Source organism: Gammaproteobacteria bacterium (assembly GCA_017999615.1).
Taxonomy (GTDB): domain Bacteria; phylum Pseudomonadota; class Gammaproteobacteria; order JAABTG01; family JAABTG01; genus JAGNLM01.
Map to the genome: position 1 here is coordinate 18,536 of JAGNLM010000006.1, position 17,103 is coordinate 35,638.

Annotated in this window: 16 protein-coding genes; 9 read left to right on the top strand and 7 right to left on the bottom strand. The window is 69.4% G+C overall.

Translation table 11 applies throughout. The features are described from left to right. Positions 1 to 6 precede the first annotated feature (6 nt). Positions 7 to 195, bottom strand: coding sequence for a DUF2892 domain-containing protein (locus tag KA217_06955; protein MBP7712186.1), 189 nt, complete (start codon positions 193 to 195; stop codon positions 7 to 9). 101 nt (positions 196 to 296) lie between these two features. Here KA217_06955 and KA217_06960 point away from each other — a divergent pair, with 101 nt between their 5' ends. After that, a complete protein-coding gene (locus KA217_06960) occupies positions 297 to 797 on the top strand; it encodes a zinc ribbon domain-containing protein (protein ID MBP7712187.1) in 501 nt (166 codons plus the stop codon). Between the two features lie 75 nt (positions 798 to 872). Here KA217_06960 and KA217_06965 read toward each other — a convergent pair whose 3' ends face one another. The 4 genes from KA217_06965 to KA217_06980 all read right to left on the bottom strand — a co-directional run bounded on the left by KA217_06965 (position 873) and on the right by KA217_06980 (position 4,853). Beyond that, positions 873 to 1,685: a GTP cyclohydrolase I FolE2 gene (locus KA217_06965; GenBank protein ID MBP7712188.1), complete on the bottom strand. Its 813-nt coding sequence runs from the start codon at positions 1,683 to 1,685 to the stop codon at positions 873 to 875. A 78-nt stretch (positions 1,686 to 1,763) separates the two neighbouring features. Continuing rightward, positions 1,764 to 3,653: a 1-deoxy-D-xylulose-5-phosphate synthase gene (gene dxs, locus KA217_06970; GenBank protein ID MBP7712189.1), complete on the bottom strand. Its 1,890-nt coding sequence runs from the start codon at positions 3,651 to 3,653 to the stop codon at positions 1,764 to 1,766. A gap of 50 nt (positions 3,654 to 3,703) precedes the next feature. Continuing rightward, entirely contained in the window at positions 3,704 to 4,627 is a 924-nt protein-coding gene (gene ispA / locus KA217_06975) for a (2E,6E)-farnesyl diphosphate synthase (GenBank protein ID MBP7712190.1), read from the bottom strand. Then, on the bottom strand, positions 4,611 to 4,853 hold the full coding sequence (locus KA217_06980) for an exodeoxyribonuclease VII small subunit (GenBank protein MBP7712191.1): 243 nt from the start codon (positions 4,851 to 4,853) through the stop codon (positions 4,611 to 4,613). Before KA217_06980 ends, ispA begins: the two co-directional genes overlap by 17 nt. 102 nt (positions 4,854 to 4,955) lie before the next feature. On the opposite strand from KA217_06980, the gene KA217_06985 reads away from it, so the two are divergent. The 5 genes from KA217_06985 (at position 4,956) to KA217_07005 (ending at position 11,978) form a co-directional block, all read left to right on the top strand. Next, positions 4,956 to 5,501, top strand: coding sequence for a hypothetical protein (locus tag KA217_06985; protein ID MBP7712192.1), 546 nt, complete (start codon positions 4,956 to 4,958; stop codon positions 5,499 to 5,501). After that, positions 5,498 to 7,384 (top strand): DNA topoisomerase IV subunit B, encoded by a 1,887-nt coding sequence (parE, locus tag KA217_06990; GenBank protein ID MBP7712193.1) that lies wholly within the window; start codon positions 5,498 to 5,500, stop codon positions 7,382 to 7,384. Before KA217_06985 ends, parE begins: the two co-directional genes overlap by 4 nt. A 23-nt stretch (positions 7,385 to 7,407) precedes the next feature. After that, a complete protein-coding gene (parC, locus tag KA217_06995) occupies positions 7,408 to 9,657 on the top strand; it encodes a DNA topoisomerase IV subunit A (GenBank protein MBP7712194.1) in 2,250 nt (749 codons plus the stop codon). Positions 9,658 to 9,840: 183 nt separating this feature from the next. After that, the gene (gene htpX, locus KA217_07000) at positions 9,841 to 10,734 is read left to right on the top strand and encodes a protease HtpX (GenBank protein MBP7712195.1); all 894 of its coding nucleotides are present in this window, start codon (positions 9,841 to 9,843) and stop codon (positions 10,732 to 10,734) included. Next, a complete protein-coding gene (locus KA217_07005) occupies positions 10,731 to 11,978 on the top strand; it encodes a DUF1015 domain-containing protein (GenBank protein MBP7712196.1) in 1,248 nt (415 codons plus the stop codon). The genes htpX and KA217_07005 overlap by 4 nt, the downstream gene beginning before the upstream one ends. Positions 11,979 to 12,006: 28 nt before the next feature. Here the strand turns inward: KA217_07005 and epmB are convergent, their stop codons facing one another. Next, positions 12,007 to 12,984: an EF-P beta-lysylation protein EpmB gene (gene epmB / locus KA217_07010; GenBank protein MBP7712197.1), complete on the bottom strand. Its 978-nt coding sequence runs from the start codon at positions 12,982 to 12,984 to the stop codon at positions 12,007 to 12,009. A 102-nt stretch (positions 12,985 to 13,086) separates the two neighbouring features. On the opposite strand from epmB, the gene efp reads away from it, so the two are divergent. Together efp and genX are read left to right on the top strand one after the other, a co-directional pair. After that, a complete protein-coding gene (efp, locus tag KA217_07015; GenBank protein ID MBP7712198.1) occupies positions 13,087 to 13,656 on the top strand; it encodes an elongation factor P in 570 nt (189 codons plus the stop codon). Positions 13,657 to 13,737: 81 nt separating this feature from the next. Continuing rightward, positions 13,738 to 14,718, top strand: coding sequence for an EF-P lysine aminoacylase GenX (genX, locus tag KA217_07020; GenBank protein MBP7712199.1), 981 nt, complete (start codon positions 13,738 to 13,740; stop codon positions 14,716 to 14,718). Here the strand turns inward: genX and nadB are convergent. Beyond that, positions 14,715 to 16,370, bottom strand: coding sequence for an L-aspartate oxidase (nadB, locus tag KA217_07025; GenBank protein ID MBP7712200.1), 1,656 nt, complete (start codon positions 16,368 to 16,370; stop codon positions 14,715 to 14,717). The two genes, genX and nadB, sit on opposite strands and share 4 nt — an antisense overlap. A gap of 146 nt (positions 16,371 to 16,516) precedes the next feature. Between nadB and rpoE the strand changes: the two genes are divergently transcribed. After that, positions 16,517 to 17,092, top strand: a complete 576-nt coding sequence (rpoE, locus tag KA217_07030) for an RNA polymerase sigma factor RpoE (protein MBP7712201.1) — start codon at positions 16,517 to 16,519, stop codon at positions 17,090 to 17,092. Positions 17,093 to 17,103 lie beyond the last annotated feature (11 nt).

The following is a 17,103-nucleotide window of genomic DNA, read 5'->3' on the forward strand; positions in this document are numbered from 1 at the left end:
GGCGTCTCAGCCGGCCTTGTGCGTATTCATGCCGAGCAGGCTATACGCGGGGCAATAGCCCACGATGCCGGTCACCAGGGGCACCAGCCCGATCCAGCCCCACACACCGATGGTGCCGGCGAGCGTCAGCCCCACCAGGACCAATCCGGCGACGACGCGCGCAATGCGATCCAGGGTACCCGTGTTCGTGGTCATGCCTTTGGTCTCCTCGTGAGTTGTTTCGGCGTCGGGTCTGTTGCCGCCTCGTAAAGGATAGAATATCCGCCGCCATCGCTCTCGCCTGAGGGGGAACCGGAATGCCCATCTACGAGTTCTACTGCGTCGATTGCCACACGGTGTTCAACTTCTTCTCCCGGCGCGTGAACACCGACAAGCGGCCTGAGTGTCCCCGCTGCGGGCGCCCCGAGCTGGAGCGGCGGATGTCGGTGTTCGCGATCTCCAGGGGCCGCAAGGACGACGGGGGCGCCGACGACCTTCCGGACCTCGACGACGAGCGTCTGGAACGGGCGATGGAGGGCATGGCCTCGGAGCTCGAGGGCGTCGACGAGGAAGACCCGAAGGCCATGGGGCGCATGATGCGCCGGCTCTTCGATGCCGCCGGCATGAAGATGGGAGCGGGGATGGAGGAGGCCCTCCGGCGCATGGAGGCGGGAGAGGACCCTGACCAGGTCGAGTCCGACCTGGGCGACGTGCTCCAGTCCGAGGACCCGTTCGCACCCAGGGTCAAGGGCGGGCTCGCCGGTTTGCGCCGGCAGCTGCTGCCGCCTCGGGTGGACCCCACGCTCTACGACCTCTAGCCTCGGAGGTCCGGCCGGCGCCCCTTTGGGGAGGCGCCCGGCGGGCCTCGGGGACGCGCAGTCGGGGTGCTACGCTCAGGCGGACTCTCTGTCCTTGTCCCGTTTGACCATCGCGTACGCCGAGTGGTTGTGGATCGACTCGAAGTTCTCCGACTCGACCACGTAGGCCGCGACCCGGTCGTCCGCATTCAGCCGGGCAGCCACGTCGCGAACCATGTCCTCGACGAATTTCGGGTTGTCGTACGCGCGCTCGGTGACGTACTTCTCGTCGGGCCGCTTCAGCAGACCGTAGAGCTCGCAGGAGGCCTCCGATTCCACGATGTCGATGAGGTCCTCGATCCAGATGAACCCCCGCGAGCGCACGTTGACCGTGACGTGGGAGCGCTGGTTGTGGGCGCCGTACTCGGAGATCTCCTTCGAGCACGGGCACAGGCTGGTCACCGGGACGACGACCTTGATGGACATGATCGGTTTGTCGTCATGGATCTCCCCCGCGAAGGTCACCTGATAGTCGATGAGACTGCGCACCCCGCTGACGGGCGCGTGCTTGGTGACGAAGTACGGAAAGACCATGTCGACGTGACCCGACGCCGCCTCGAGGCGCTGCGTCATCTCGCTCAACATCTGCTTGAACGAGTCCACCGTGATCTCGTACTCGTGGTTGTTGAGGATTTCCACGAAACGGGACATGTGCGTGCCCTTGAAGTCGTGGGGGAGATTCACGTACATGCTGAACACGGCGACCGTGTGCTGCTCGCCGCCGCTGCGGTCGCGCACCCGGACCGGGTGCCGGATCTCCTTGATGCCGACCTTGTCGATGGGGATCCGCCGGGTGTCGTGGCTGCTCTGCACGTCGGCGATTTCGACCGCCCCTGCGGATTCACTCATGGACCCGATCCTCGTGGTTGCGCCAGGACATCGCGTGGGGCGCCTTTATTGTCGACAAATATACTCGGACTTCGTTCCTCAGGCGACTCCGGAGAGACCGGGCGCGCCCTGGTGCCGATACTTCTCCACGGCTCGCTGAATCCCCTCGGCGTCCAGCCCGCACGCCGCCAGGAGGTCCTCGCGCTCACCCTGCTCCACGAACCGGTCCGGGAGGCCGAGGTTGATGACCGCGGTGTCCAACCCCAGCGCGGCCAGGCATTCGTTCACGCCGGAGCCGGCCCCGCCAGCGACCACGTTTTCCTCCACGGTCACCAGTAGCCGGTGGGTGCGAGCCAGCTGAGCCACGAGCTCTTCGTCCAACGGTTTGACGAAGCGCATGTTGACTACCGTCGCGTCGAGCCGCACGCCCGCCTCCAGGGCGGGGGCGACCATGGTACCGAAGGCGAGGAGGGCGACCTCGCGCCCGCGGCGGCGCACCTCGCCCTTCCCGATCGGAAGGGCCCGCAGCAACGGCTGGACCGTCACCCCAGGGCCGGCCCCGCGCGGGTAGCGGACCGCTGCCGGGCCGTCCATCCGGAATCCCGTAAAGAGGGCCTGCCGGCACTCGTTCTCGTCGGCGGGCGCCAGGATGGTCAGGTTGGGGATGCAGCGCAGGAAGGAGAGGTCGAAGCTCCCTGCGTGGGTCGGACCGTCCGGGCCCACCAGGCCCCCGCGGTCCACCGCGAACAGGACCGGCAGGTTCTGGAGCGCGACGTCGTGGACCACCTGATCGTAGGCGCGCTGCAGGAACGTGGAGTAGATCGCCACGACCGGCTTCAGGCCCTCGCAGGCGAGTCCTGCCGCGAGGGTCACGCTGTGCTGCTCGGCGATGCCGACGTCGTAATACCGGTCGGGGAACTGCTCCGAGAACCGGACCAGCCCGGACCCCTCGCGCATGGCCGGGGTGATCCCCACGAGGCGATCGTCCTGAGCCGCCATGTCGCAGATCCAGTCGCCGAAGACCTGGGTGTAGGTCGGGCCCTGGCTCGCCGGCTTCTCCATCTTCCCCGTGGCGGGGTCGAAGGCCGAAACCCCGTGGAACGTGACGGGCTTTGCCTCGGCGGGTGGGTAACCCTTGCCCTTGCGGGTCACCACGTGCAGGAACTGCGGGCCCGTCAGGTCCTTGAGGTTGCGCAGCGTGCGCACCAGCAGGGGCAGGTCGTGGCCGTCCACCGGTCCCACGTAGTTGAAACCGAGCTCCTCGAAGAGAGTGCCGGGAACCACCATGCCCTTGACGTGCTCTTCGGTGCGGCGCGCGAACTCCCACACGCTCGGCATGCTGCGGAGGACCTTCTTGCTACCCTCGCGGACCGAGGCATAGAAGCGGCCCGTCAGGAGCCGGCCCAGGTAGTTGGAGAGCCCCCCGACGTTCGGGGAGATGGACATGTCGTTGTCGTTCAGGATGACCAGCAGGTTCGCGTCGAGGTCACCGGCGTGGTTCAGCGCCTCGAATGCCATCCCTGCGGTCATGGCACCGTCGCCGATCACGGCGACGACCCGCCGCCGGGCGGCCTGGCGCTTCGCCGCGATCGCCATGCCCAGCGCCGCGCTGATGGAGGTGCTGGAGTGCCCGACCCCGAAGGTGTCGTAGGGGCTTTCGTCGCGCCGGGGGAAACCGGAGATCCCGCCCTTCTGGCGCAGGGTCGGCATACGGGAGCGGCGGCCGGTCAGGATCTTGTGGGGATAGGCCTGGTGGCCCACGTCCCAGACCAGCCGGTCCTCCGGCGTGTCGTAGGTGTAGTGGAGCGCGATGGTGAGCTCCACCGTGCCGAGGCTGGCGGCGAGGTGCCCCCCGGTCTGGCAGACCGTGTGGATGAGCAGGTCGCGCACCTCTGCCGCCACGAGAACGAGCTCTTCCTCCGGCAGCTTCCGCAGGTCCGCGGGGTCATCGATCCGCTCGAGAATGGGGTAGTGACCGGGCTTGCACATGGCGATGGCTGACGAGGCTTCGGGCAGGGCGGTTTCTCGGTGCGAGTGGCTCAGTGCCGGCGCTCGACGATGAATGCGGAGAGCCAGCGCAGAGGGTCCGCTCCGGCGTCGAGGACCGACAGGCTCTCCATGGCCTGCTCGTGGAGTTGGTTGGCGAGCTCGATGGACCGCGCGAGCCCCATCACGGACGGGTAGGTGGGTTTGTGGCGGGCCGCGTCGGCACCGCGGGCCTTGCCGATGGTCGCCGTCTCGCCCTGGACGTCCAGGACATCGTCGCGGATCTGGTACGCGAGTCCGATGCACTTGGCGTAATGGTCCAGGCGCTCGAGCGTGTCCTCCGGCGTGTCCGGGGCGGCCAACCCCCCCAGCCGCACGCAGGCCCGCAGGATGGCGCCGGTCTTGTGGATGTGCATGTTCTCCAGTTCGGTCTCGTCGAGGGCGCGGCCGACCGCCTCGAGGTCGAGGGCCTGCCCACCCACCATGCCGCGGGACCCCGCCGCCGTCGCCAGGGTCTCGACCATCTGCAGCCGGCGCTCGGCGGACACCCTCAGCGTTTCGTCGCGGGCCAGGACGTGGAAGGCGAGGGCCTGGAGCGCGTCACCGACCAGTATCGCCGTGCCCTCGTCGTACGCCCTGTGGCAGGTGGGGCGTCCCCGCCGAAGGTCATCGTCGTCCATGGCCGGAAGGTCGTCGTGCACCAGCGAGTAGGCGTGGATGAGCTCCACCGCGGCTGCTGGCCCGTCGAGCCCCGACCGTTCGACCCCGAGGGCCTCGCCCGTGGAGTAGACCAGGGCCGGACGAATTCGTTTCCCCCCGAGGAGAACGGCGTACCGCATGGCCTCGTGCAGTCGGACCGGCCGGATGTGGGCCGGGGGAAGCCAGCGCTCGAGCACCGTCTCCACGCGACTCGCGTGGCTGCGCAGGAGCGGTTCCAGCCTCCCGGCATCCCCGGGGGGGTCAACCGGGCTGGTCATCGCTCGCGAACGGTTGGACCTCCAGTCCCCCGTTCCTCCTGCCGAGGATCTCCACCTTGCGCAGGGCACTGTCCAGGGTCTGCTGGCAGGCGCGGTGCAGCGCCAGGCCGCGCTCGTAGGCCTCCAGGGACTGCTCCAGCGAGAGGTCCCCCCGTTCCAGCTTTTCGACGAGGCCCTCGAGCTCCCGGAAGGCCTGTTCGAAATCCACTTCGCCCTGCGTCTCCAAGAGGTGCCGCTCCGCGTGGCAAGCCCTTGAACCTACTATACGGCCCAGGGCCGGTCAACGCGGGGTACACTGTGCGCCCCCAATCGAGTCCTTGGAGCCGACATGCCGGGGCGGTGGATCGAGGCGCAGGCGTTTCCCCTCGTGCTCTTGGCGGTGCTCCTGGCGGCCGGGTGCTCGGTCCTCCAGGAGGAGCCCGGTGACCAGGGAGAGAACTGGGTGGAGGAGCGGGTCACGCTTCCCCCCTACCCGGTGCCCGGTAGCCTGGTGGCGGCCGACATCGGGCGTCCCGGCGACCCGTACCGCTATTTCTTCGACCCGGCATCCCTCTCCGTGGGCCGGGACGGCGTCACGCGCTACACCGTGGCGCTGGTCTCGCAGGGGGGCGGCAGGAACGTCTTCTACGAGGGCATCCGTTGTCAGACGCAGAGCGCGAGGCGTTATGCGTATGGCCTCGACGGGAGGTTCCAGGGCATGGAGTCGAGTGACTGGGAGTTCATCCGCCAGGACGGCGGGAGCGCCTATCAGTACATCCTCGCCCGGGGCTATCTCTGCCAGCCCCGGGGATTCCCCTTCGAGGCCGCGACCGCCCGCGACCGCCTGGCGCGGGGCACCGTCCCGGGGCTGCGCGAGCAGGAAGGGTTCCGGTGAGCGGGTACGACGCCTCCGCTATCGAGGTCCTGACCGGCCTCGAGCCGGTTCGCCGGCGCCCGGGGATGTATACGGACACCTCGCGCCCCAACCACCTGGCCCAGGAGGTGGTGGACAACAGTGTGGACGAGGCGCTGGCCGGCCACGCGACGCACGTGGCGGTCACGTTGCACCCGGACGGCTCGCTCAGCGTGAGCGACGACGGCCGCGGCATGCCCGTGGACGTACACCCCGGGGAGAAGGTCTCGGGGGTGGAGGTCATCCTCACCCGATTGCACGCGGGCGGAAAGTTCTCGCAGAAGAACTATCAGTTCTCCGGCGGTCTTCACGGGGTGGGCGTCTCGGTGGTGAACGCCCTGTCGAAGCACCTCGAAGTCTGGGTCCGCCGCGCAGGGGTGGAGTACAACATGGCGTTCGCCGACGGGGCCCCGGTCTCGGACCTGGAGGTGGTCGGCGAGGTCCCCAAGCGTGCCACGGGGACCACCTTGCGGTTCTGGCCGGACCCGCAGTTCTTCGACTCCCCCCGCTTCTCGGTACCGCGCCTGCAGCACGTGCTGAAGGCCAAGGCGGTGCTCTGCCCGGGGCTGCGCGTCAGCTTTCGTGACGAGGCGACCGGGGAGGAGCAGGAGTGGCTCTACCAGGAGGGGCTGGCGGCCTACCTGCAGGAGGCCAACCAGGGTCTCGAGAGCATCCCGGCGGTGCCCTTCGTGGGGAGTTTCCGCAGCGAGCGCGAGGCCGTCGACTGGGCGCTCGCCTGGCTGCCGGAGGGGGGCGAGGGGCTCTCCGAGAGCTACGTGAACCTGGTGCCCACCCCCCTCGGAGGCACGCATGTGAGCGGGCTACGCAGCGGGCTGCTCGAGGCGATGCGGGAGTTCTGCGAGTTCCGCAACCTCCTGCCGCGCGGGGTCAAGCTGGCGCCGGACGACGTCTGGGAGCGTTGCACCTACGTGCTGTCGGTGAAGCTGGCCGAGCCGCAATTCTCGGGGCAGACCAAGGAGCGGCTGTCCTCCCGGGAGTGCGCCGCGTTCGTCTCGGGGGTGGTGAAGGACGCCCTCAGCCTGTGGCTCAACCAGCACCCCGAAACTGGCGAGCAGATCGCCGAGATTGCGGTCGCGAGTGCCCAGCGCCGGCTTCGGGCGAGCCGCCAGGTGGTGCGCAAGAGGGTGACGAGCGGACCCGCCCTGCCCGGCAAGCTGGCGGACTGCACGGGTCAGGAGTTGGAGCGCACCGAGCTCTTCCTGGTGGAGGGCGACTCGGCCGGCGGGTCGGCAAAACAGGCCCGCGACCGCACCTTCCAGGCGATCCTCCCCCTGCGCGGCAAGATCCTGAACACCTGGGAGGTGGAGCCCGAGGCGGTGCTGGCCTCCCAGGAGGTGCACGACATCGCCGTCGCGGTCGGTGTCGACCCGGCGTCGTCGGACCTGAGCGGGCTGCGTTACGGCAAGGTGTGCGTGCTGGCCGACGCCGACTCGGACGGGGCCCACATCGCGACCCTGCTCTGCGCCCTGTTCGTGCGCCATTTCCGCCCGCTGGTCGAGGCCGGGCACGTCTTCGTCGCCATGCCGCCGCTCTACCGGATCGACGTGGGCAAGGACGTCTATTACGCGCTGGACGACGGTGAGAAGCAGGGGATCCTGGACCGCATCGCGGCCGAGGGGAGAAGGGGGAAGGTGAGTGTGCAGCGCTTCAAGGGGCTCGGTGAGATGAGCCCCTTGCAGCTTCGCGAGACCACCATGGCCCCGGACACGCGGCGGCTCCTCCAGCTCATGGTCGAGCCCGGGGACGACACCGATTCCCTGATGGACATGCTCCTCGCGAAGCGCCGCGCGGCGGACCGCAGATCCTGGCTCGAGACCAAAGGCAACCTGGCGGAGGTGCTCTGACGGTGGCCGGCAGCGAACCACGCGTGAACACGGTCGAGGCCATCGAGCGGCGGCCGTTGCGAGAATTCACCGAGAAGGCCTATCTCGACTACTCGATGTACGTCATCCTGGACCGGGCCCTGCCGCACCTCGGTGACGGCCTGAAGCCGGTCCAGCGGCGGATCGTCTACGCGATGTCCGAGCTCGGCCTGCGGGCGGGGGCAAAGCACAAGAAGTCGGCCCGCACCGTGGGCGACGTGCTCGGCAAGTACCACCCCCACGGGGACTCGGCCTGCTACGAGGCCATGGTCCTGATGGCGCAGCCGTTCTCTTTCCGCTACCCGTTGGTGGACGGCCAGGGCAACTGGGGGTCGCCCGACGACCCGAAGTCGTTCGCGGCGATGCGCTACACCGAGGCCCGCCTGACCCCCTTCGCCCAGGTCCTGCTCCAGGAGCTCGAGCAGGGCACGGTGGACTGGGTCCCCAACTTCGACGGAACCCTGGACGAGCCGGCCGTCCTCCCGGCCCGGCTGCCGCACGTGCTGCTGAATGGTGCGACGGGGATCGCCGTCGGGATGGCGACCGACATCCCGCCGCACAATGTCCGCGAGGTGGCCAGCGCCTGTCTCCGGCTCCTGGATGACCCGCAGGCGACGGTGGCCCAGCTCTGCGAGCACATCCGCGGGCCGGATTTCCCCACCGAGGCCGAGATCACCACCGCGGCGGCCGACCTGCGCAAGCTCTACGAGACCGGCGTCGGCTCGGTGCGCCAGCGTGCCCGCTACGAAGTCGACCGCGAAGAGGGCGCGATCGTCATCACCGCGCTGCCTCACCAGGTCTCGGGGGCCAAGGTCCTGGAGCAGATCGCGGCGCAGATGACCGCCAAGAAGCTCCCGATGGTGGAGGATCTGCGGGACGAGTCCGACAACGAGAACCCCACGCGACTGGTGGTGGTCCTGCGGAGCAAGCGTGTCGAGGCGGAGCCGGTCATCTCCCACCTCCTGGCCACCACCGACCTCGAGCGCTCCTATCGGGTCAACCTGAACCTGATCGGCCTCGACGGCCGCCCGCGGGTCATGGGCTTGCGCGAGTTGCTCCTCGGCTGGCTGGAGTTCCGGGAGCGAACCGTTCGCAGGCGCCTGCAGCACCGGCTCGACCGGGTGCTCGCGCGCCTGCACATCCTGGACGGCCTGCTGATTGCCTACCTCAACATCGACGAGGTGATCGCCATCATCCGGCGGGAGGAGGAGCCCAAGCCGGTGCTGATGGCCCGTTTCGGGCTGAGCGACGCGCAGGCCGAGGCGATCCTGGAGTTGAAGCTCCGCCACCTGGCGCGTCTGGAGGAGATGAAGATCCGGGGCGAGCAGCAGGACCTGGCGCGCGAGCGCGACGGGCTCCAGGAGACGCTCGGCAGCCCGAAGCGCTTGCGGGCCCTGATGGCGGAGGAGATCCAGGCCGACGCCCGTACCTACGGTGACGCCCGGCGCTCGCCCCTGGTCGAGAGGACTCAGGCGCAGGCCCTGGAGGAGAGCGAAGTCGTCCCGGCGGAGCCCGTGACGGTAGTCCTCTCCGAGCGAGGGTGGGTGCGCACGGCGAAAGGGCACGACGTCGACCCCCGGTCGCTCGCGTACCGCTCCGGGGACGGCTTCAAGGCGGCGGCGCCCGGGCGCAGCAACCAGCTCGCGGTGTTCCTCGACTCCACCGGGCGTGCCTACGCCCTTCACGCGCACACGCTGCCCTCGGCCCGGGGGCAGGGCGAGCCCCTCACGGGCCGGATCGACGCCCCTGACGGTGCGACGTTCGAGGGCCTGCTGGTCGGCAACGCCGAGGACCTGTACCTTCTCGCGACGGATGCCGGCTACGGTTTCGTCGCGAGCTTCGAGGAGCTGGCGGGGCGCAATCGCAGCGGAAAGGCCGTGCTGACCGTACCCGAGGGGGCGCGGGTATTGTCTCCCGTGCGGGTCCGGGACCTCGAGCGTGACCTCGTCGCGGCCGTGACCACGGCCGGCCGGTTGCTGGTGCACCCGGTGTCCGAGCTCCCTCGGCTCTCCAAGGGCAAGGGCGTGAAGATCATCGGGATCACGCCCGCGGCCCTCGCCAGCCGCGAGGAGTACGTGAAGGCACTGACCGTGGTGCGCCCGGATGGACAGCTGAAGGTGACCGCGGGAAAGCGCGAGCTGACCCTGAGACCTTCCGACTGGGAGCCCTATCGGCTCGGCCGCGCGCGCAAGGGGCTGAAGCTGCCACGGGGATTCCAGCGCGTGGACGCGATGCTGGCCGTGGAGCCGGGTTGACGGGCAAAAAAAGCCGGGATGAATGATCCCGGCTCAATGAACGGACAAGGGAGGAGGGGTTTCCGTTCACTGGGGCTATCGAGCGCTGGGTAGAAATCTTTAGGGGCGCGCCGGGGCCTTGAAGGACCGTCTCGGCGGCCATAGATCCGGGAAAGCTGTTCTGGCAGAGACAGGGGAGTACCCATGAAGCGAGTCTTTCTCTTCGTCCTCACCAACCTCGCGGTCCTGGTGGTTCTCAGCACCGCCGCCCGCCTGCTCGGCGTGGACCGTTTCCTGACGGCCCAGGGCGGCGGGATCGACCTGAGCCAGCTGCTGGTCTTCGCGGCGCTCTTCGGGATGGGCGGGGCGTTCGTTTCGCTGGCGATGTCCAAGTGGACCGCCAGGCACATGACGGGAGCCCAGGTCATCGGGCAGCCCGGCACCGAGCTCGAGGCCTGGCTGGTGCGCACCGTTCAGGACCAGGCGCAGCGTGCGGGGATCGGGATGCCGGAGGTGGCGATCTTCGACTCGCCGGACCCGAACGCCTTCGCCACGGGAATGAACAAGGACAAGGCCCTCGTAGCTGTCAGCACGGGCCTCCTCCAGCGCATGAACAAGCGCGAGGTGGAGGCGGTGCTCGGGCACGAGATCAGTCACGTCGCCAACGGGGACATGGTGACCCTCGCCCTCATCCAGGGTGTGGTGAACACCTTCGTCATCTTCCTCTCACGCGTCGTGGGCAGCGTCGTCGACCGTGCGTTGTCGCGCAACGAAGAGTACGAAGGACCGGGCATCGGCTACTGGGTCACGAGCATCGCGGCCGAACTGCTGTTCGGGGTGCTCGCGAGCATCATCGTGATGTGGTTCAGCCGCCAGCGTGAGTTCCGGGCGGACCGGGGCGGGTCCGCACTCACCAGTCCTGCGCAGATGGTCGCGGCCCTGGAGCGCTTGAAGGCCTCGGCCGAGGGGCAGCACCTGCCGGACCGCCTGGCCGCCTTCGGGGTGTCGGGCCGCACCGGTGGGGGCTTGGCCCGCCTGTTCCTGTCGCACCCGCCGCTCGAGGAGCGGATCGCTGCGCTGCAGGAGCCGCGCACGTGAGCGGGTCCGCGGGTCCCCTGACGCGTCCCTTCCCGGGCCTGCGGCCCGCGCCGGGCCTGGCCGAGGCGGTGGCGGCCCCCCCCTACGACGTGGTGAGCCTCGAGGAGGCGAGGGCGCTCTCCGCAGGCAAGCCCTGGAGCTTCCTGCACGTCTCGCGGCCCGAGATCGACCTCCCCGACGGGACCGACCCGTACGACACCGCGGTCTATCGCAAGGGGGCGGAGACCTTTAAGGGCATGCGGGAAGCGGGGGTCCTGAAGGCCGACACCGGGCCCCGCTACTACGTGTACCGTCTGGTCCAGGGCGGGCACAGCCAGACGGGTGTCGTGCTGGCCGCCTCGGTGGCGGCCTACGAGTCGGGTCAGATCCGCCGTCACGAACTGACCCGTCCCCAGAAGGAGGACGACCGGGTTCGGCACATCCAGGCGCTCGGCGCCCAGACCGGTCCTGCGTTCCTCACCTACCGCAAACATCCCGACCTCGACCGGCTCGTCTCCTCGGTGGTGGCGGGTGCGCCCGAGGTCGATTTCACCGGGGCGGACGGGGTGCGCCACACGCTCTGGGTGGTGGCCGACCCCGACCGGTTGGCCGAGTTCAGTGCCGCCTTCGAAGCGGTAGGGCGCCTGTACATCGCCGACGGGCACCACCGCTCCGCGGCCGCTGCCCGCCTCGCCCAGGCTCACCGGGCGGCCGCAGGGGCGCCGGACGCACCGTCGCTCTACTTCCTCGCCGTCGCGTTCCCCGACGACCAGATGCGCATCCTGGCCTACCACCGGGTCGTCGCGGACCTCGGGGGGCTCAGTCCGGAGGCCTTCCTGGAGCGCCTGGGGGAGGAGTTCGAGGTGCAGCCGAGTGCCTCTCCCGTCACGCCCGCGGCGCCGGGCGAGTGGGGTCTGTTCCTGAGCCGGGGCTGGTTCAGGCTCAGGGCCCGGGGTGGGCCGCTTTCAGCGGGTGACCCCGTGGCCCGCCTGGACGTGAGCGTGCTGTCGGACCGGGTTCTCGGTCCGCTCCTCGGGATCGAGGACTTGCGGCGCGACCCGCGCATCGACTTCGTGGGCGGGATCCGCGGCCTCGGGGAGCTCGAGCGGCGCGTGCGCTCGGGGGAGATGGCGGCGGCGTTCGCCCTCTATCCCACCCAGCTCTCCGACCTGATGGCGGTCGCCGACGCGGGTCTCATGATGCCGCCCAAGTCCACCTGGTTCGAGCCGAAGCTGGCGGACGGGCTCGTCTCGCACCTGCTGTAGGGCCGGCGCGACCGTCCCTCCGCCGCGGTCACAACGGGAGCTTCGAGGGTGCGCCCCGAAGCTCCCTCACGAGACGCGGTACCAGATACCCGGGCAGGCGCTCGCGGACCCCGGCGAGCAGGGCCCGGGCGCTGTCATCGGCGACCTCGAAGTGGGCGGCGCCCTGCACCGGGTCGAGCTGGTGCAGGTAGTAGGGCAGCACCCCTGCCTGGAAGAGGCGTTCGCTGAGCTCGGCCAGCACCCGGGCGTCGTCGTTCACCCCCCGCAGCAGCACGGCCTGGTTGAGCAGCGTCACTCCGGTTCGCGCGAGCTCTCGCGCCGCCCGGGTGACCGTGTCGTCGATCTCCGCGGGGTGGTTGGCGTGGAGGACGACGACCGTCTGAAGCGGGCAGCCCTCCAGCCAGGACAGGAGCCCCTCGTCGACTCGCGACGGGAGAACGACGGGCGTGCGGGTGTGCACCCTCAGGCGCCGCACATGCGGGATGGCCGCGATCCGTCGCACGAGTCCCGCGAGCCGCTCGTCGCTGAGGGTGAGGGGGTCACCGCCGCTCAGAATCACCTCCTGCACCGACCCGTCGGCCGCGACCGCCCGGACCGCGGCATCCCATGCGTCGTGTCCGGCGTGCTCGCCGTAGGGAAAGTGGCGGCGGAAGCAGTACCGGCAATGGACCGGGCAGGCTCCGGTCGCGATGAAGAGCGCGCGCCCGGGGTATTTGCGGAGCAGACCGGGGGTAGTGGCAGCGGCGAGGTCCCCGACCGGGTCCTGGCTGAAGCCCGGGGCGTGGTGGTGCTCTTCGGCGACGGGCAGGACCTGGCGCAGGAGTGGGTCCTCGCGATCACCCCGCCGCATGCGGTCGACGTACGCGAGGGGCACGCGAAGCGCAAACGGCGAGGCGGCGAGGGGCAGCGTCGCAGGGTCCAGGCCGAGGCGCGCCAGGAGCTCCTCGGGGCGGCTCAGTGCCGCGGCCAGTTCGATCTGCCAGCGTGCGATAGCGCGAGGTATCATGGTCGGCCGGAGTAGGGCTGCACCGTGCTGCGCGAGAAAAGAACGGGTTGGGCGACGACGGGAGCCGCCGACCCTTGCGAATTCTGACGACCCGGAGACCTTATGGCGAGCATCGGGATGAACGACCTCCGCGTGGGGGTCAAGATCATGGTGGAAGGGGACCCCTGCACGATCGTGGAGTCCGACCTGGTGAAGCCGGGCAAGGGTCAGGCCTTCACACGCATCCGCTACCGGAACCTGAAGACCGGCCGCGTGCTGGAGCGCACCTACAAGTCGAGCGATTCGGCCGAGCTCGCCGACGTCATGGACAGCGAGCTGCAGTACCTCTACGCGGACGGCGACCACTTCCACTTCATGCACCCGGACAGCTACGAGCAGATTGCCGCCGACGCGGCCGTCGTGGGCGACGCGGCCCAGTGGCTGAAGGGACAGGACACGTGCACGGTGACGCTCTGGAACGGGCTGCCGATCGCGGTGTCGCCGCCCAACTTCGTCAGCCTGCGCATCACCCGGACCGACCCGGGCGTGCGGGGAGATACCGCCTCGGGGGGCGGCAAGCCGGCCACGCTCGAGACCGGGGCCGTGATCAAGGTCCCGCTCTTCGTCGAAGAGGGCGAGGTCATCAAGGTCGACACTCGAACGGGCCAGTACGTCTCGCGGGTGAAGGAGTAGCCCGGTCCCCCACGGGGCCGCCCCTCCGGGGGTCGGCCCTCAAGGGGCCAGGCCTGCGCGTGCAAAGGGGCCGGTGGGGGCATGCACCACTTGGACGCTGAGGACTGGCGCCCCACGGCTTCGCTCGAGGCCCTGCGGGCACGGGCCCGGCTCCTGGAGGACGTGAGGTCCTTTTTCCGGGAGCGCGGGGTGCTCGAAGTGGAGACCCCCGTCCTCGGGAACGCCACGGGCACCGACCCGCACCTCGCCCCGCTGCGGGTGTGGCACGGCGCGGGGGGTGGGGGAACCCTCTACCTGCAGACTTCTCCCGAGCTCGCCATGAAGCGGCTCCTCGCCGCCCATGGCGTCCCCATCTATCAGGTCACCAGGGCGTTCCGGGACGACGAGCGCGGCAGCCTGCACAACCCGGAGTTCAGTCTCCTCGAGTGGTACCGACCGGGCTGGGACCACCAGGCCCTGATGGGCGAGGTGGAGGCCCTCTTCGAACGGGTGGTGGGAACGGCGGGGGCGCGGCGGCTGACCTACCGGGAGGCCTTCCGGTCGGCTGTCGGTCTCGACCCTTTCGATTGCGCCGCCGGGGCTCTGTGCGAGCGCGCCGCTCGCCACGGGCTGGCCACCGCGTCCGGGGCCGACGGGGAGGCCGGCACGGAGGCCTGCCTCGATTTCCTGTTCGCGGTCGTCGTGCAGCCCTGGCTTTCGGCCGTGCCTCTCGCCTTCGTCTACGACTATCCCGCCTTCCAGGCATCCCTGGCCCGGGTACGCCCGGGTGACCCACCGGTGGCCGAGCGTTTCGAGGCGTTCCTCGGGGGCGTGGAGGTGGCCAACGGCTACCACGAGCTCACCGACGCCGACGAGCAGGCGCGCCGCTTCGAGGCCGACCTCGCGCGGCGCCGCGCGGCGGGTCTTCCGGAGGTCCCGGTGGACGGGCGCCTGCTCGCCGCGCTGCGGGCGGGGTTGCCCCCTTGCGCCGGAGTCGCGTGCGGCCTCGACCGGATGCTGCTCGCGGCGCGTGGTGGGGGGCGGATCGACGAGGTGTTGGCGTTTCCCCTCGAGCGGGCCTAGGCGTCCAGCGCCAGCCGTCCGACCGGCAGGGTTCCGCGGCAACCTCGGAAGCCCGGGGGGCAGAGGACCGTGTTGACGGGCGGACGGGTCTCGTCGGGCGCCGGGTAGTCGAGCGTGTAGTGCAGTCCACGGCTCTCGCGCCTCGAGAGGGCCGAGCGGATGATGAGGTCGGCGACCTGCGCCAGATTGCGCAATTCGATGAGGTCGTTGGTCACCCGGAAGTGCCCGTAGTACTCGTCGATCTCCCCGAGCAGGAGGTCGACCCGGTGTTTCGCCCGCTCGAGCCGCTTGGTGGTGCGCACGATCCCCACGTAGTCCCACATGAAGCGGCGCAACTCCTCCCAGTTGTGCGCGACCACTACCTCCTCGTCGGAGTCCGTGACCCGGCTCTCGTCCCAGGGAGGGATCACCCCCGGAGCTTCGGTTCTCGGCAGGTGCTCCAGGATGTCGGTGGCGGCGCTGCGCGCGTACACCAGGCACTCGAGCAGCGAGTTGCTCGCCATGCGATTGGCCCCGTGCAGGCCGGTGAAGGCGGTCTCCCCGATCGCGTAGAGGCCTTGCAGGTCCGTCGCCCCTCGCAGGTCCGTGAGGACGCCCCCGCAGGTGTAGTGGGCCGCAGGCACCACGGGGATCGGCTCGCCAGTGATGTCGATGCCGTAGTCGAGACAGCGGGCGTACACGTTCGGGAAGTGCTCGCGGACGAAGTCGGCGGGTCTGTGGCTGATGTCGAGGAAGACACACTCGACCCCCAGGCGCTTCATCTCGTGGTCGATGGCCCGCGCCACGACGTCCCTCGGGGCGAGCTCGGCGCGGGGGTCGAAACGATGCATGAACGGGGTGCCGTCGGGCAGCAGGAGACGCCCGCCTTCCCCGCGCACAGCCTCGGTCACCAGGAAGGACTTGGCCTTGGGGTGGTACAGGCAGGTGGGGTGGAACTGGATGAACTCCATGTTTCCGACCCGGCAGCCGGCGCGCCAGGCCATCGCGATCCCGTCTCCCGTGGCCACGTCGGGATTGCTGGTGTACAGATAGACCTTGCCAGCACCGCCGGTGGCGAGCACCGTGACGGGAGCGGCGAAGACCTTCACCTGGCGGGTCGCGCGATCGAAGACGTAGGCGCCGAGACAGCGATTCGGGGTCCGCCCCAGCTTCGCGGCGGTGACCAGGTCCAGGGCGAGGTGGTGCTCGTAGACCGTGATGTTGGCGGCCTTGCCTGCCTGGCCGACGAGGGCCTCCTCGATCGATCGGCCGGTCGTGTCCGCCGCGTGCACGACGCGTCGGCGGCTGTGGCCGCCCTCGCGGGTCAGGTGCAGCACCACCGACCCGTCGCTGCGCTGCTCGCGCGTGAACTCGACGCCCTGGGCCGTCAGCCACTCGATGGCCTCTCGGCCGCCCGCGACCACATGGCGAACGACGTTCGGCTCACAGAGCCCCGCGCCGGCGGCGAGGGTGTCGGCGACGTGCTGCTCGACCGAGTCGCCCGGGTCGAGCACGGCCGAAATACCGCCTTGGGCGTAGTAGGTGTTCCCCTCGGCAAGGGGGCCCTTGGAGACCACGGCCACCCGCACGTGGGGGGCGAGATGCAGGGCAAGGGCGAGCCCTGCGGCGCCGGTGCCGATGACCAGGACGTCGCTGGACAGGGGTTCGTTCATGGCGGGACCTGCGTTGAGGAAGAGGGGCGGAGGGGTCGGCGGCGGCCTTGCTACAATATACTCCTGGCCATCATTCGAACTATATCGGACACGCCTGGTCTACGGGGGTAGGCAGGGAGCGCCGATCGTGCAGAAGGGGAGCCCAGGTGGGCGAGGACGGCGTTGACCGCACACTCGTCGAGCGTGTCCAGCGCGGCGACAAGCGGGCTTTCGATTTGCTTGTGCTCAAGTATCAGCACAAGCTGGTCAAGCTGGTCTCGCGCTACGTGCGTGACCCTTCCGAAGTCATGGATGTCGTCCAGGAGGCCTTCATCAAGGCCTACAGGGCGTTGCCGAGTTTCCGGGGCGAGAGCGCGTTCTACACGTGGATCTACCGCATCGCCATCAATACGGCCAAGAACTATCTCGTGGCGCAGGGTCGGCGGCCCCCGGACGGGGACATCGATTCGAGCGACGTCGATCAGATCGAGGGAGAGACCGAGCTCAAGGACAACGCGACGCCCGAACGGCTGCTGCTGCGCGACGAGATCGAAGAGACCGTCATGGACGCGATCGCACAGTTGCCGGAGGACCTTCGAGTCGCCATCACCCTGCGCGAGCTCGAGGGGCTCAGCTACGAGGAGATCGCCGAGGCGATGGACTGTCCGGTAGGAACGGTACGATCCCGCATCTTCCGCGCCCGGGAGGCGATCAACAAACGCCTGCAACCGCTTCTGGATTAGGGGGCATCACG